Genomic DNA, 14,184 nt, shown 5'->3' with positions numbered 1-14,184 from the left:
GACTGGAGCGGGGTCGTGAATGGCAACGTGGCGGGGACCACGGACGAGGGTGGGGCAGACAACAAGCCCTTCACCGTGACCGTCACTGCAACTAATGATGCTCCCATGCTGACTGTCTCGGATCTGCGCATATCCGAGGAGGGATTACCGGGATCCAATCCAGACAATTCACCCAATCCCGGCGATATTACCGATAGCACCTCGACCCATGCGACGGCAAGTGTGACAGATATCGACAGCAATACCTTTACGTTCACTCTTTCTGCTCCATCTGGCCTGAGCTCTGGAGGGGTACCAGTTGTGTGGAGTGGTATAGGGTCTGCGACACTGGTGGGTTCAGCGGGAGGGATCCCAGTCATACAAGTATCTGTAGATCCGGTTGGTAAATATACCGTCACCTTGCTGGGGCCCATCGATCATGAATTTGGAGACAATAAGGAAGGACTGAAGACATTTACCTTCAACCTGTCAGCCAGTGATGGTGACTTGAGTGATACCAAGCAGGTCAGTGTTGTTATTGAAGACGATATGCCCGTGATCACAGGCATCGAAAGTCTGGAAGTGATGAATGTAGCCGACATCACTACCGGTGGATTGTTTGGCGTCTCTTTTGGTGCTGATGGCCCTCTGGGTACTGGTGGACTGAAACTGACTGGATGGCCTGATTTGGCAGGGATCACCGAAACCTTGTCGACTGATGGCAAGACTCTGGTAGCAACCATTGATGGTAGTGGGCAGCCACCTAAAGTGTTCTATACATTGACACTCAATGACGACAATACTTACAGCTTTGAACTGGTTACTCCCCAGCCAACCCAAACTTTCTCGATCGGGGCACAGTTCGGTGCTGGCGGGCCTGTTGAGACGATCGGAGTTACTGCTGGCGGGATTGGTGTACTGTTCGATGGTCTGCTGTTCAATGGCAGCGTCAATAATCCTCAGGATCTGCCGGGGAGTGATGCAGATAATCTCAACCCGAACAACAATGGTTTCGGGATTAAGAACGGCAACCTGGACAATAACGAAGGGTTCAAGGTATCCACGACTGCAGCCGTTGATGGGCTCTCTTTCAACGTCTACGGGGTTGGCAACACCAATACCAGCACCATACAGTGGGTGGCTTATGCTGCCGATGGCGTGACCGTCGTCGATTCCGGAGAGCTTGTTCTGTCAGGACTCAAAGGGTCGATGCAGTTGGCCAGCATAGAACCCGATGGGGAGTTCAGCCAGCTTTATGTCCGCTTTGTGCTGAATGGCAATGACTCGGTGAGGATCGAGAATTTCGGAGTGATCGACAAGATCACGCCTCCTGATATTGACCTTGATTTCAGTGCTACCTTGACTGATGCCGATGGAGATAAAGCCAGCGCCAACTTTACTGTATCGGTCAAGAGCAATGAGCCTCCCGTCGCGTCCAATATTCTGGTTGTGGGCAGCAACACCTCGGATACCCCCGACACTACCGGGACCCCCGGCACGAATGATGATCACAAGGTGCCCAACTCCAACGGTAGTGTGGATGGTCTGGTTGCAGGCGGTGCTGGTCACGATATTGTGGTGGGGGACATCGGCGGCACCAGTACCAATTTCATCCCGGGTGAGAATTACAATATTGCCCTGGTGGTCGATGTGTCTGGAAGTATGGCTGGAGCACGACTGAATATGCTCAAGGCCTCCCTGACCCATTTGGCCAACCAGTTGAAAGATCATGATGGTGAGATCAATGTCACCTTGATTGGTTTTGCGGCGAATGCCAGCGAGAGTGTGACAATAGTAGGGCTTGATGCCAGTAATGTGAGCAACCTGACCAATGCCATTGATGCACTGGTTGCCAATGGTGGCACCAACTATGAAGCCGCGTTCAATCAGGCCGTGCAGTGGTTCAATGATGGTAGCAAGGCTGCTCCCGGTTACCAGAACCTGACATTCTTTGTCACGGATGGTAACCCGACTTACTACCTCAATGACAGCAATCAGGTCGCCGGACCAGGCAACAGCACCACATTTGAGGTGATCAAGGAGTCGGTGGATGCTTTTGTTTCACTCAGTGCCATCAGCCAGGTCAATGCAATCGGGGTGACCAATGATGTTAACAAGGATTTGTTGAAGTTCTTTGATAACACGACTGAAACGGCAGATCAGTTTTACTCGGCAGGCAGCTTCCTTGACTTGGCCACATTTGGTAGTGGTAGCGGCATAAATGCCGCCTCGGGATGGGTGCTCAGTGGTGATGCTCAGGGATCGCATACCGTTACAAATGGAAGCTTGCGGATCCGGGATGATCGAACCGGTTCTGATTCTGACAGGACAATATTGGCGCTCGCCGTGGCCAATGCCATCCAGGTTTCTGCGGCACAAGCCGGAGCAAGTCTGCAGTTCCAGTATGCCTTGAATGGTGTTAATAGCAGCGACAGCTTCACCTGGAAGTTGGTGAAACTCGAGGGTGGCGTCTGGGATATGCTCAATCCAGTGCAAACGGGCACCATTACTGGCGTTAGTTCATCTGTTTTGACGGCTTACAGCACTATCACAACCGATGGACTGCCTGTCGGGCAATACGGGTTTGTGTTCGAACTGCTCGACAGCTCCAATGACCGGAATGCTGAGGTACGGATAGACAATATCCGGATCGAGCAGGGTTTCAATGCCCCGATCGGCGATGCCCAGATTGTGACCAGTGCCGAGCAGTTGACGGCAGCCCTGACCGAGGGGGATCAGATTACCGTGTTGCTGGGGGCCGGCAATGACGTGGCCGATGGTGGTGTTGGCAATGACATCCTGTTTGGCGATGTACTCAATACCGATACGCTGGCCAGCGAGTTGGGACTGGATCTGCCCCAAGGTTCTGGTTGGCTGGTATTTGAAACGCTGGAGTCCAGTCATGGGTGGACACGTGAACAGACGGTGGATTACATCCGGACCCATATTACTGAGCTGAGTGGGGAGAGTAGCCGCAGTGGTGGTAATGACACCCTATATGGTGGCAGTGGCAACGATATCCTTTTTGGCCAGGAAGGGAACGACACCCTTGTTGGAGGTGTCGGTGATGATTATCTGGATGGTGGTTCTGGTAGCGATATACTCACGGGCGACCTTGGTAAGGACATTCTGATCGGCGGCCTTGGCAGCGATACCATGACCGGTGGTGGGGAGAGTGACACCTTCAAGTGGCTGGCGGGGGATGCGGACGGCAGTATCGATACCATTACTGATTTCACTTTAGGTGATACCAACAATGGTGGAGATGTACTGGATCTCTCGGATCTGCTGGTCGGCGTACCTGCAGTGGGGAACAACGAGGATCTGGCAGCCGTGCTGGACAACTATCTGCAGTTCAACACGACGACCAAGACGTTGACGATAGATCCTGCCGGGGCCGGTGGGAGCCCGGAACTGACCATCCAGTTCCAGAACTCACTCGACCTCGCCTCACTGGGCTCCAATCAGGAGATCATCAAGCACTTGCTGGATGACGGTAACTTGAAGGTTGATCCGTAACCCTCTCTCGGGGCCGGGCTTGCCTGGCCCCTGTTTTTTCTTTAGGTGGATGGATAAGATAGCGGCCGTAGAAGAGAGGGTAATCATGCAGTCATTCAACTGGGTCGACATTGATGGCATCCGTTATAGCTGGGATGGACAGGGCAACATTACCTGCGCAGGTCAGTTTGGCTATCAGGCCTCGATCGCCGGTGATCGGCTGGATGGGATGGAGATAGAGAATGAGGCCGGTGATGTCGCGGGCTCGCTCTATGTTGACTTTGCTGCAGCCTCTATCACCTATGTGCCTGTTTTGGATACCGAGTCTGCCCATAACATGATTCTGGTTGGCCATGAGCAGGGTCAGCAGGAGTATCCACTGGTCAGTTTTCACCCTCCGTTGTTGCAAAATTTGCTTGGGCCGTCTGATACCATCCCTTGGTCTGCGATGGAGGAGGCAATTGGTGGCACCGATCTCGGACAGGCGGTGCAAGGACATGTTCTGTCGTGGGACTCGTTCCATTTCGATGATGAGGTGCAGGTCTGCGGTGCGACATCGTCACAAGATAAGGTAGAGCAGAGCCCAGATGTCTGCAGCGTGGTCACCATCAGTCTCGATCTGACCAATCAGATACTGGATCAGTTCCCCCCCTCGCATGATATATGAATCCCGTAACTGCACGGGCATAATGACCTCAATCTTTCCGATTGAGGTTTTTTTCTATGTGGCGTCCCCTTCTTACTCTTTCTGCTCTGGTTGTCAGTGCTCCGCTGCTGGCGATTGAAGTGCCGCAAGCGCCCCATCTGGTGGTGAGTGGTTATGCCGAGCAGAAGACCGAACCCGATATGCTCACCCTCAATGTGGCGGTGAGTGCACTGGATAAGCAGGGCCTCAAGGCCAAGCAGCAGGTCGATACCAAGGTCGCAGCCTTTTTCAGCCAACTGGAAGGGCTGGGGATCAAGCGCAGCGATGTTGAGGCTGGCAACCTGATGGTCTCTCCGGAATATCAGTATGGCGAGAACAAGAAGCCGGTATTGTTGGGATACCGTGCTCAGCGACAATTGGCGGTGAAGCTCTATCAGCTCGACAAGTTGAGCCCCCTGATGGATACCGCACTCAAAGCCGGGCTGGAGTCCGTATCCCAGATTGAGTACGGGTTGAAATCGCCGCAGGTCATCAAGGAGCAGGCCCGTTTGAATGCCGTTGAGGATGCCAAAACCAAGGCTGAATCTCTGGCCAAGGCCTTCGGGATGAAGCTTGGCAAGGTCTACAGTGTGGAGTACCGCAATGCTTCGCCCATTACCGCCTACAGCCGCAACCTGAAGGTAGTGCAGGCCATGGCGATGGCTGCACCTGCGGCGGATATGGCGGACAACAGCTATCAACAACAGCAGATCACGGTAAGTGATAATATCGAGGCTGTTTTCTTGCTGGAGTGATGCCCGTCGTTTAAGTCCAGTCATGAACACCCCCGCCATTTGCGGCGGGGTTTCTATTGCGCATCGATGCAGATATAAAAAAGCCGACGCTCGTGTTTACTAAATCGAGCATCGGCTTTTTGTTGCGCTGGGTTTATCAGGCGGTCACAGCATCAGCCTTGGTCGCTTCCGGCGCCGGGTTGCGGATGAGGTAATCAAACGCACCCAGTGCGGCGGTGGCGCCAGCACCCATGGAGATGATGATCTGCTTGAACGGTACCGTGGTGGCATCCCCTGCGGCGTAGACGCCGGGCAGGGAGGTCGCCCCTTTGGTATCGATCTCGATCTCGCCAAAGCGGGTCATGGCAATCTCGCTCCCTTTGAGGAACTCAGTGTTCGGTACCAGGCCGATCTGGACGAAGATGCCCGCTACCGCCAGGTGCTTGATCTCACCTGTGGTGCGATCTTCGTAATCCATGCCGACCACCTTGCTGCCATCACCGATCACTTCGGTGGTGCGAGCGCTCATGATGATGTCGATATTGCCCATGGAGCGAGCCTTCTTCTGCAGCACTTCATCGGCACGCAGGGTGTCGGCGAACTCCACCACAGTCACATGCTCGACGATGCCAGCCAGATCGATGGCCGCCTCGATACCGGAGTTACCGCCACCGATCACCGCTACTCGCTTGCCCTTGAAGAAGGGACCATCGCAATGCGGGCAGTAGGCCACGCCTTTGGTGCGGTACTCGAGCTCGCCCGGTACGTTCAGATCACGCCAGCGGGCGCCGGTAGCCAGGATCACGGCGCGGCTCTTCAAGGTGGCGCCAGAGGCGAGATCCACGTTCACATATCCATCTTTGCTGATGGCGGCGGCGCGCTGTTCGGTTATCACTTCCACGCCGTACTCTTTGACGTGCTGCTCTAGGCTGGCGGCCAGTTTGGGGCCTTCGGTATAGGGCACGGAGATAAAGTTCTCGATGCCGACGGTGTCCATCACCTGACCACCGAAACGCTCGGCAACGATGGCAGTGCGAATGCCTTTACGAGCGGCATAGATGGCCGCAGCGGCGCCAGCCGGGCCTCCGCCTACGACCAGTACGTCGTAGGGATCTTTCTCATTCAGCTCGGCAGCCTTGCGCTCGGCGACGCCGGTGTCGAGTTTGGCGACGATCTCTTCGAGTGAAATACGGCCCTGGCTGAACGGTTGACCGTTCAGGTAGACATTCGGTACCGCCATGATTTGACGCTCGGCGACTTCTTCCTGGAACAGGGCGCCATCGATCATGGTGTGAGTGATGCCGGGGTTCAGGGTCGCCATCAGGTTGAGAGCCTGTACTACGTCCGGGCAGTTGTGGCAGGAGAGGGAGATATAGGTCTCGAAGTGGAACTCACCCTTGAGATTGCGGATCTGCTCCTGCACGGCCGCATCGGCCTTGGAGGGGTGGCCGCCGCTTTGCAGCAGGGCGAGTACCAGAGAAGTAAATTCATGACCCATGGGGATGCCGGCAAAGTGAACGCGCGGGGCTTGGCCCTGCGGCGCGACACTCATGGAAGGCTTGCGAGCGGCAGTGCCAGAGGTCTGGGTGATCTTGGGTGACATCTCGGCGATCTCGCTGGCCAGTGCCAGCAGCTCTGCAGATTTGTCGCTGTCGTTGCCGGACACGCTGATCTCGATGGGATTGACGATGTACTGCAGATAGGTGTTCAGCTGTTGTTTGAGGTTGGTATCCAACATGGTCGAATTCCTTCTTGTAATGGCGAGTTGGCATTAAATGTGAGTCGGTCTGCTTTCAGGTCTATTTGGCAAGGCCGGAAAGCAGACCGGCCCTGAAGCGGGCCGGTCTTGGAAGCGGGAGGCTTAGATCTTGCCTACCAGATCCAGGGACGGGGCCAGAGTGGCTTCGCCTTCTTTCCATTTAGCCGGGCACACTTCACCCGGGTGGGAGGCAACGTACTGGGCCGCTTTGACTTTGCGCAGCAGTTCCAGTGCGTCACGGCCGATACCACCAGCGTTGATCTCGACGATCTGGATGATGCCCTGCGGGTCAATCACGAAGGTACCGCGGTCAGCCAGACCAGCTTCTTCGATCATCACACCGAAGTTGCGGGTGATGGTACCAGTCGGGTCACCAATCATCGGGTACTGGATCTTCTGAATGGTGTCAGAGGTGTCGTGCCATGCTTTGTGAGTGAAGTGGGTGTCGGTAGAGACAGAGTAGATCTCGACGCCCAGTTTCTGGAATTCAGCGTAGTTGTCAGCCAGGTCGCCCAGCTCGGTCGGGCAAACGAAGGTGAAGTCAGCCGGGTAGAAGAAGACCACGGACCACTTGCCTTTCAGGTCAGCGTCAGACACCTGAACGAATTTGCCATTGTGGTAGGCGGTAGCATTGAACGGCTTGATTTCAGTGTTGATGTAGGTAGACATGTAATTGCTCCTTGGTGATGTATATATGCCGGTCTGGTGTTGAAGACTCTTGCCAGACGAGGCGCTTAACTTTCGATGGATTCATCATAGGGGCTTCAGCTAATCGATAAAAGCCGCAATTTTGAATCGCTTAAATCTACTTATTAGATAGCTCACTATGGCTGTACCTAACATGAATATCTCAGGCCTACTGAGATAACTCCTTGTCGTGGTTCAATATCTGTGCGCTACATCGCCTTTTCAAGGCATAAGAAGGGGTGTGCAGAGCCACGATAACGCGATGAGATAAACGGTGGTGCAAACATATAGAGCAAACAGGTGGCGAGGAGGTTGAGACCGTTCCTCGCAGCGATGGGGGATGTGCTGACAAGGGGGAGAGCAGAAAACGCGGATAAAAAAATCCCGGCGCTATCGCAACGACAGGGCCGGGTCATCAAACAAGGAATGGCTATATAAACAAATGCTTTACAGCAAAGACTAACTACGGGGTGTGCAAACTTGCAGACATATGAGAGGAAGATAATGGGTGCACAATCCCTCGTCTCCCCCTCGGCAACTATTGCATGAGAGGATGATAGTGTGACACAGATCACAAGGCAAGTATTTGGTGTAATTTTTCAATCAAAATGAAAGTGTTTCATCATTTTAGCTTATTTCGACGGCTGAAAACGCTTTTATTGTAATTTAATTACATCCAGATCTGTCAAAAGTCGGTAGGTGGTTCCTGCTCTTCCATCAATTCCAGCAGGTTGATGGCCACGGCAATGAAGTCCGACTCGGTGACAATGCCGATCAGCTTGCGTCCTTTGAGTACCGGCAGGCAGCCATATCTGTGCCGCTGCAGGTAAAGTGCCGCCTCCTTGATGCCGGCGTGAGGATCTACGCTCGCCACTTGCCGTGTCATGATCTCGTCGAGTTGCACGCTGTCGGTAAATTCGGCTTCCCGCTCCGGGCTGATGAGCAGCAGCTTGGATTCCCGGGTGGCCAGGATATCGGTGAGGGTTACCAACCCCAGCAGGTGATGCTGCTCGTCGACGATGGGAATGTGGCGGATCCGCTCCTGCTGCATCAGGTCCATCGCCTGTTTGACACTGTTTGACGGACCCAGAGTGAAGGGATGTTCGGTCATGATTTCGGATAGGGTCATCATGGTGGGCCTCCTTGTGTATCTGCTTTCACCCTAGCCCAGCCCCAACTGGCAAAACATGATCAGGGTCAATACAGAACATTAAAGAATCATTAACCGGAGTTGTGTCTCAATATTGCTCGCTACCCCTTGTCTCTCTTGGGTTTTTGGTCTTTTGGGTTGCCTTGGAAGATGGGGATAACTAGACTAGCCGCCGATTCCCCCCGAGGTGAAAGATGCAAGTATCCGATTTTCATTTTGATCTGCCAGACGAGCTGATTGCCCGCTATCCGATGGCAGAGCGTACCGCCAGCCGCCTGTTGCAGCTCGATGGTCAAACTGGCGCCCTGCGCCACGGTCAATTTGTGGATGTGCTGGATCAGCTCAATCCGGGTGACCTGCTGGTATTCAATAACACCCGTGTCATTCCGGCGCGCATGTTTGGCCAGAAGGCCAGCGGCGGCAAGCTGGAGGTACTGGTCGAGCGCATTCTGGACGAGCACAGCGTGCTGGCCCATGTCCGTGCCTCCAAGGCGCCCAAGCCCGGCACCCGGATGATCATGGATGGTGGTGTGGAGGCAGAGATGCGCGCCCGCCACGACGCCCTGTTCGAGATCCACTTCCTAGACCCGCGTCCGGTGCTGGAGATTTTGGAGGCCATCGGCCACATGCCGCTGCCCCCCTATATCGACCGTCCCGACGAGGATGCCGACAAGGAGCGCTACCAGACCGTTTACAATCAAAAGCCGGGCGCCGTTGCCGCGCCGACCGCCGGTCTGCACTTTGATGAGCCGCTGCTTGAGAAAATTCGGGCCAAAGGGGTTGAAACGGCCTTCGTCACCCTGCATGTAGGGGCGGGGACCTTCCAGCCGGTGCGGGTAGAGAAGATTGAAGATCACCACATGCACTCCGAGTATGCGGAAGTGCCGCAAGAGGTGGTGGATGCCATCGCGGCCACCCGTGCTCGTGGTGGTCGGGTGATCGCGGTGGGGACCACGTCGGTGCGTTCGCTGGAGAGCGCGGCCAAGGTCACCCTGGCGCAGGGCAAACCGCTGGCGCCCTTCTTTAGTGACACCGATATCTTCATCTTCCCTGGCTATCAGTTCCAGATTGTCGATGCCATGGTCACCAACTTCCATCTGCCGGAGTCGACCCTGATCATGCTGGTCAGCGCCTTCGCCGGTTATGACAACGTGATGGCGGCCTATCAGGCAGCCGTGGCCGGGCAGTACCGTTTCTTCAGCTACGGGGACGCCATGTTCGTCACCCGTCGCCAGGTTGAAGCATAAGCTTCAGCTTATTTACCGGGCCGTGAGCGGCCCTCCTATTGTCAGACTGTTTATCTGACGCAGCCGAGGTAGCAATGAAATTTGAACTGAAAACCACCGACGGCCGTGCCCGTCGCGGTCAACTGGTCTTCGAACGTGGTGTGGTACAAACGCCGGCCTTTATGCCGGTCGGAACTTACGGCACCGTCAAGGGGATGACCCCGGAAGAAGTGCGTGAAACCGGCGCCCAGATCCTGCTGGGTAACACCTTCCACCTCTGGCTGCGTCCGGGTCAGGAAGTGATGCGTGCCCACGGCGATCTGCATGACTTCATGAACTGGCAGGGCCCGATCCTGACCGACTCCGGTGGTTTCCAGGTGTTCAGCCTGGGCCATATTCGCAAGATCACCGAAGCGGGCGTCCACTTCCGTCACCCCATCAATGGCGAGAAGATCTTCCTCGACCCCGAGAAGTCCATGGAGATCCAGTACGATCTGGGCTCCGACATCGTGATGATCTTCGACGAGTGCACTCCGTACCCGGCCACTTATGAAGAAGCGCGCAAGTCCATGGAGATGTCCCTGCGCTGGGGCAAGCGCTCCCGCGACAAGTTTGATGCGCTGGGCAACAAGAACGCCCTGTTCGGCATCATCCAGGGCTCGGTCTACGAAGATCTGCGTGATGTCTCCCTCAAAGGGCTGCTGGAGATCGGTTTCGACGGTTATGCGGTCGGCGGTCTGGCGGTGGGTGAACCCAAAGAGGACATGCACCGCATCCTCGAGCACGTCTGCCCGAAAATTCCGGCTGACAAGCCGCGCTACCTGATGGGTGTCGGCAAGCCGGAAGATCTGGTGGAAGGGGTGCGCCGTGGTATCGACATGTTCGACTGCGTCATGCCGACTCGCAACGCCCGCAACGGCCACCTGTTCACCACCGATGGCGTAGTGAAGATCCGCAATGCCCAGCACCGCAACGACACCAGCACCCTGGATGCCGAATGCGATTGCTACACCTGCAAGAACTACAGCCGCAGCTACCTGCACCATCTGGACAAGTGCAACGAGATCCTCGGTGCCCGTCTGAATACGATTCATAACCTGCGTTACTACCAGCGTGTGATGCAGGGTTTGCGGGACGCGATCGAGCAGGGTAAATTAGACGACTTTGTAACAGAGTTTTACCGTCGGCAAGGGAAGCCTGTGCCTCCGTTAGCTGAAAATGACGTTAAATAACAACAACATATAATTTTTTTTAAATCTACATCAATAAGAGGTTGTTAAATGAGCATTATCTCCAAGGCGTATGCAGAAGGCGCAGCACCGGGTGCACAGGGTGGTGGTATGGAAATGATCATCATGCTGGCCGTATTCGGCCTGATCTTCTACTTCATGATCTATCGTCCCCAGGCCAAGCGTGCCAAGGATCATCGCAATCTGATGAGCTCCTTGTCCAAGGGTGATGAAGTGCTCACTTCCGGTGGCCTGGTTGGCAAAATTGCCAAAGTGGCTGCAGACAGCGATTACCTGGTGATCGCCCTGAACGACCAGACTCAAGTCACCATCAAAAAGGACTTCGTCTCTGCCGTTCTGCCCAAGGGTTCTATCCAGTCCCTTTAATCTCCCAAGGAGCACAGCGTGTTGAATCGCTATCCGCTGTGGAAATACCTGATGGTGATCCTGGTGATCGCCATCGGTTTTCTATATGCAGCCCCCAATCTTTACGGCGAAGATCCGGCTTTGCAGGTTTCTGCCAGCCGTGGTGCCGAAGTCAAGCTAGATACTCTTGATCTGGTGAAAGAGACCCTTGAAGCGGCCAAGATCCCGGTCAAACATGCTGCATTCGAGCACGGTTTTATCCTGATCCGTTTCAAGAACACCGAAGACCAGCTGAAAGCGCGCGATATCGTTGCCAACAAGCTGGGCGACAACTTCATTACCGCACTCAACCTGGCACCTTCCACTCCCGCCTGGCTCGAAGCCATCGGTGCGGCGCCTCTGAAGCTGGGTCTTGATCTGCGCGGTGGTGTGCACTTCCTGATGGAAGTGGACATGGCCGAAGCACTGACCAAGCAGCAAGAGCAGATGGTGCAGGATTTCCGCTCCGAGCTGCGCACCCAGAAGATCCGTTACTCCGGCGTGCGCCGAGTCGGTGATCAGGTGCAGGTGATCTTCCGTGACGAAGCCGATCAGGAACGCGCCGTTTCTCATCTGCGTCGTCAGAACCCTGATTTGACCTTCACTACCGAGCAGAAAGGGGATGAGTTTATCCTGCTGGCGGGTCTGAGCGAAGCCAAGATCAAGGAAGTGAAGAAGTACGCCCTCGAGCAGAACATCACCATCATCCGTAACCGGGTCAACGAACTGGGTGTGGCCGAGCCGCTGGTACAACAGCAGGGCGCCGAACGCATTGTCGTTGAACTGCCCGGTATTCAGGATACCGCTCGTGCCAAGGAGATCCTCGGTGCGACCGCGACCCTGGAGTTCCACATGGTGGATGAGGCGGCTGATATTCAGGCGGCTGCTGAAGGGCGAGTTCCCCCCAGCTCCAAGGTCTATACCGATCGCAATGGTCGTCCGGTGGTACTGCACAAGCGAGTGATCCTGACCGGTGACCACATCGTGGGTGCCCAGTCCGGTTTCGACGAGTACAGCCGTCCCCAGGTCAACATCAAGCTGGATGGCCAGGGTGGTAACAAGATGGCCAACTTTACCAAGGACAACGTGGGTAAAGGGATGGCGACCGTCTTCATCGAGTACAAGCCGGTCGGTCAACCGGGTCCGGATGGCAAGCGCAAGTTCCGCAAGCAGGAGGAGGTGATCAACGTCGCCACCATCCAGTCGCGTCTTGGCAGCCAGTTCCGTATTACTGGGATCGACAACGCCAACGAAGCCCACAACCTGGCGCTGCTGCTGCGTGCCGGTGCCCTGATCGCCCCGATCCAGATCGTGGAAGAACGCACCATTGGCCCGAGCCTGGGTCAACAGAACATCGACAGCGGTATGGAAGCCATCGGCTGGGCCATGCTGGTGATCGTGCTGTTCATGGGGATCTACTACCGCGCGTTCGGCTGGGTCGCCAACCTGGCGCTCTGCATGAACCTGGTGTTGATTGTCGGCATCATGTCGATGATCCCTGGGGCCACCATGACATTGCCGGGTATCGCCGGTATCGTCTTGACGCTGGGTATGGCGGTGGATGCCAACGTACTGATCTACGAGCGTATTCGTGAAGAGATCCGCAACGGTCGCGGTGTTCAGCAAGCCATCCATCTGGGCTTTGATCGGGCATTCTCCACCATCGCCGACTCCAACGTGACCTCGCTGATCACTTGCGTGATCCTGTTCGGTATCGGTACTGGCGCCATCAAGGGCTTTGCCCTGACGCTGGGCATTGGTCTGACCGCCTCCATGTTTACTGCCATCACAGTTTCCCGTGCCATTATCAACCTGGCTTGGGGTGGACGGCGTATCGACAAGCTGCCCATCTGAGGATAGAGAAATGTTTCAGATTCTACATTTTGAAAAACCGATCCCGTTTATGCGCTATGCCAAGCCGGGTGTGGTTTTCTCTTCCGTGCTGATGGTGGTAGCCCTGTTCTTCCTGTTTGATCGGGGGCTGAACTGGGGTCTGGACTTTACTGGTGGTACCACCATCGAGGTGGGATTCCAGCAGTCGGTGAGCCTGGACAAGATCCACGACGTTCTGGAAGAGCAGAAGATTGAAGGGGCCACCCTGCAACACTTTGGCTCCAGCCGTGACGTGCTGTTCCGTTTGGCGCCGAAAGAGGGGGTCAAGGTCGAGCAGCAGGGTAACGAGGTGCTGGCAGCGGCCAAGCTGCTCGATGAGGGCGCTGTACTCAAACGCGTCGAATTCGTCGGCCCTTCAGTCGGTGACGAGCTGGCTACTGACGGGGCGTTGGCGATGCTGGCCTCCATCATCTGTATCCTGATCTACGTGGCGGTGCGCTTTGAATGGCGTCTGGCCATGGGCGGCATCCTCTCGCTGGTGCATGACGTGGTGATCACCTTGGGCGTCTTTGCCTACTTCCAGTACGAGTTCGACCTGACCGTGCTGGCGGCATTGATGACCCTAGTGGGTTACTCCCTGAACGATACCATAGTGGTGTTCGACCGCTTGCGGGAGAACTTCCGCAAGGTGCGCAAAGGGGATACCGACTACATTCTCGATCTCTCCATGACCGAGACCCTGAGCCGTACCATCATCACCTCCGGGCTCACCTTCGTGGTGGTGCTGGCGCTGCTGCTCAAGGGCGGCGCGCTGATCCACGGTTTTGCCGTGGCCATGGTGATCGGTGTGGCGTTCGGTACCTACTCCTCCATCTATGTGGCGAGTGCGTTTGCCATGTTCCTCGGCGTCAAGCGCGAGCACATGCTGCCCACCCAGGTAGAGAAAGAGGGTGCGGACCAACAGGAAATCCTGCCGTAACAGTGAAGAGCGCCTCATGG

At 55.6% G+C, this 14,184-nt stretch carries 11 protein-coding genes; 8 read left to right on the top strand and 3 right to left on the bottom strand.

Annotated features, from left to right (window positions below; all coding sequences use genetic code 11):
• The first annotated feature begins 15 nt into the window (after positions 1–15).
• The 3 genes from G5287_RS18980 to G5287_RS18970 all read left to right on the top strand — a co-directional run bounded on the left by G5287_RS18980 (position 16) and on the right by G5287_RS18970 (position 4,917).
• Positions 16–3,498: a VWA domain-containing protein gene (locus G5287_RS18980; RefSeq protein ID WP_421231726.1), complete on the top strand. Its 3,483-nt coding sequence runs from the start codon at positions 16–18 to the stop codon at positions 3,496–3,498.
• A gap of 85 nt (positions 3,499–3,583) precedes the next feature.
• Positions 3,584–4,144, top strand: a complete 561-nt coding sequence (locus G5287_RS18975; protein ID WP_042056172.1) for a hypothetical protein — start codon at positions 3,584–3,586, stop codon at positions 4,142–4,144.
• Positions 4,145–4,200: 56 nt separating this feature from the next.
• On the top strand, positions 4,201–4,917 hold the full coding sequence (locus G5287_RS18970) for an SIMPL domain-containing protein (protein WP_005337338.1): 717 nt from the start codon (positions 4,201–4,203) through the stop codon (positions 4,915–4,917).
• 136 nt (positions 4,918–5,053) lie between these two features.
• Here G5287_RS18970 and ahpF read toward each other — a convergent pair whose 3' ends face one another.
• The 3 genes from ahpF to G5287_RS18955 all read right to left on the bottom strand — a co-directional run bounded on the left by ahpF (position 5,054) and on the right by G5287_RS18955 (position 8,474).
• Positions 5,054–6,634, bottom strand: coding sequence for an alkyl hydroperoxide reductase subunit F (gene ahpF, locus G5287_RS18965; RefSeq protein ID WP_421172999.1), 1,581 nt, complete (start codon positions 6,632–6,634; stop codon positions 5,054–5,056).
• 123 nt (positions 6,635–6,757) lie between these two features.
• Entirely contained in the window at positions 6,758–7,324 is a 567-nt protein-coding gene (ahpC, locus tag G5287_RS18960) for an alkyl hydroperoxide reductase subunit C (protein ID WP_005337335.1), read from the bottom strand.
• Positions 7,325–8,027: 703 nt separating this feature from the next.
• Positions 8,028–8,474, bottom strand: coding sequence for a CBS domain-containing protein (locus G5287_RS18955; RefSeq protein WP_013723842.1), 447 nt, complete (start codon positions 8,472–8,474; stop codon positions 8,028–8,030).
• Between the two features lie 212 nt (positions 8,475–8,686).
• Between G5287_RS18955 and queA the strand changes: the two genes are divergently transcribed.
• The 5 genes from queA to secF all read left to right on the top strand — a co-directional run bounded on the left by queA (position 8,687) and on the right by secF (position 14,164).
• On the top strand, positions 8,687–9,739 hold the full coding sequence (gene queA / locus G5287_RS18950) for a tRNA preQ1(34) S-adenosylmethionine ribosyltransferase-isomerase QueA (protein ID WP_005344678.1): 1,053 nt from the start codon (positions 8,687–8,689) through the stop codon (positions 9,737–9,739).
• Positions 9,740–9,813: 74 nt separating this feature from the next.
• Positions 9,814–10,950, top strand: a complete 1,137-nt coding sequence (gene tgt, locus G5287_RS18945) for a tRNA guanosine(34) transglycosylase Tgt (protein ID WP_005337329.1) — start codon at positions 9,814–9,816, stop codon at positions 10,948–10,950.
• 48 nt (positions 10,951–10,998) lie between these two features.
• The gene (gene yajC, locus G5287_RS18940; RefSeq protein WP_005337327.1) at positions 10,999–11,334 is read left to right on the top strand and encodes a preprotein translocase subunit YajC; all 336 of its coding nucleotides are present in this window, start codon (positions 10,999–11,001) and stop codon (positions 11,332–11,334) included.
• A gap of 18 nt (positions 11,335–11,352) precedes the next feature.
• Positions 11,353–13,206, top strand: coding sequence for a protein translocase subunit SecD (secD, locus tag G5287_RS18935; protein WP_216953338.1), 1,854 nt, complete (start codon positions 11,353–11,355; stop codon positions 13,204–13,206).
• A 10-nt stretch (positions 13,207–13,216) separates the two neighbouring features.
• Positions 13,217–14,164: a protein translocase subunit SecF gene (gene secF / locus G5287_RS18930; protein WP_421173000.1), complete on the top strand. Its 948-nt coding sequence runs from the start codon at positions 13,217–13,219 to the stop codon at positions 14,162–14,164.
• Positions 14,165–14,184 lie beyond the last annotated feature (20 nt).

It is taken from the genome of Aeromonas sp. 603079, assembly GCF_049172135.1.
Taxonomy (GTDB): Bacteria; Pseudomonadota; Gammaproteobacteria; order Enterobacterales; family Aeromonadaceae; genus Aeromonas; species Aeromonas veronii.
This window is presented reverse-complemented; position numbering and strand designations above follow the sequence as displayed.

Coding starts and splice junctions, on each gene's coding strand:
- ahpC (WP_005337335.1), bottom strand. CDS start 7,324: ATGTCTACCTACATCAACACTGAAATCAAGCCGTTCAATGCTACCGCC.
- queA (WP_005344678.1), top strand. CDS start 8,687: ATGCAAGTATCCGATTTTCATTTTGATCTGCCAGACGAGCTGATTGCC.
- secF (WP_421173000.1), top strand. CDS start 13,217: ATGTTTCAGATTCTACATTTTGAAAAACCGATCCCGTTTATGCGCTAT.
- G5287_RS18970 (WP_005337338.1), top strand. CDS start 4,201: ATGTGGCGTCCCCTTCTTACTCTTTCTGCTCTGGTTGTCAGTGCTCCG.
- ahpF (WP_421172999.1), bottom strand. CDS start 6,634: ATGTTGGATACCAACCTCAAACAACAGCTGAACACCTATCTGCAGTAC.
- G5287_RS18955 (WP_013723842.1), bottom strand. CDS start 8,474: ATGATGACCCTATCCGAAATCATGACCGAACATCCCTTCACTCTGGGT.
- G5287_RS18975 (WP_042056172.1), top strand. CDS start 3,584: ATGCAGTCATTCAACTGGGTCGACATTGATGGCATCCGTTATAGCTGG.
- yajC (WP_005337327.1), top strand. CDS start 10,999: ATGAGCATTATCTCCAAGGCGTATGCAGAAGGCGCAGCACCGGGTGCA.
- tgt (WP_005337329.1), top strand. CDS start 9,814: ATGAAATTTGAACTGAAAACCACCGACGGCCGTGCCCGTCGCGGTCAA.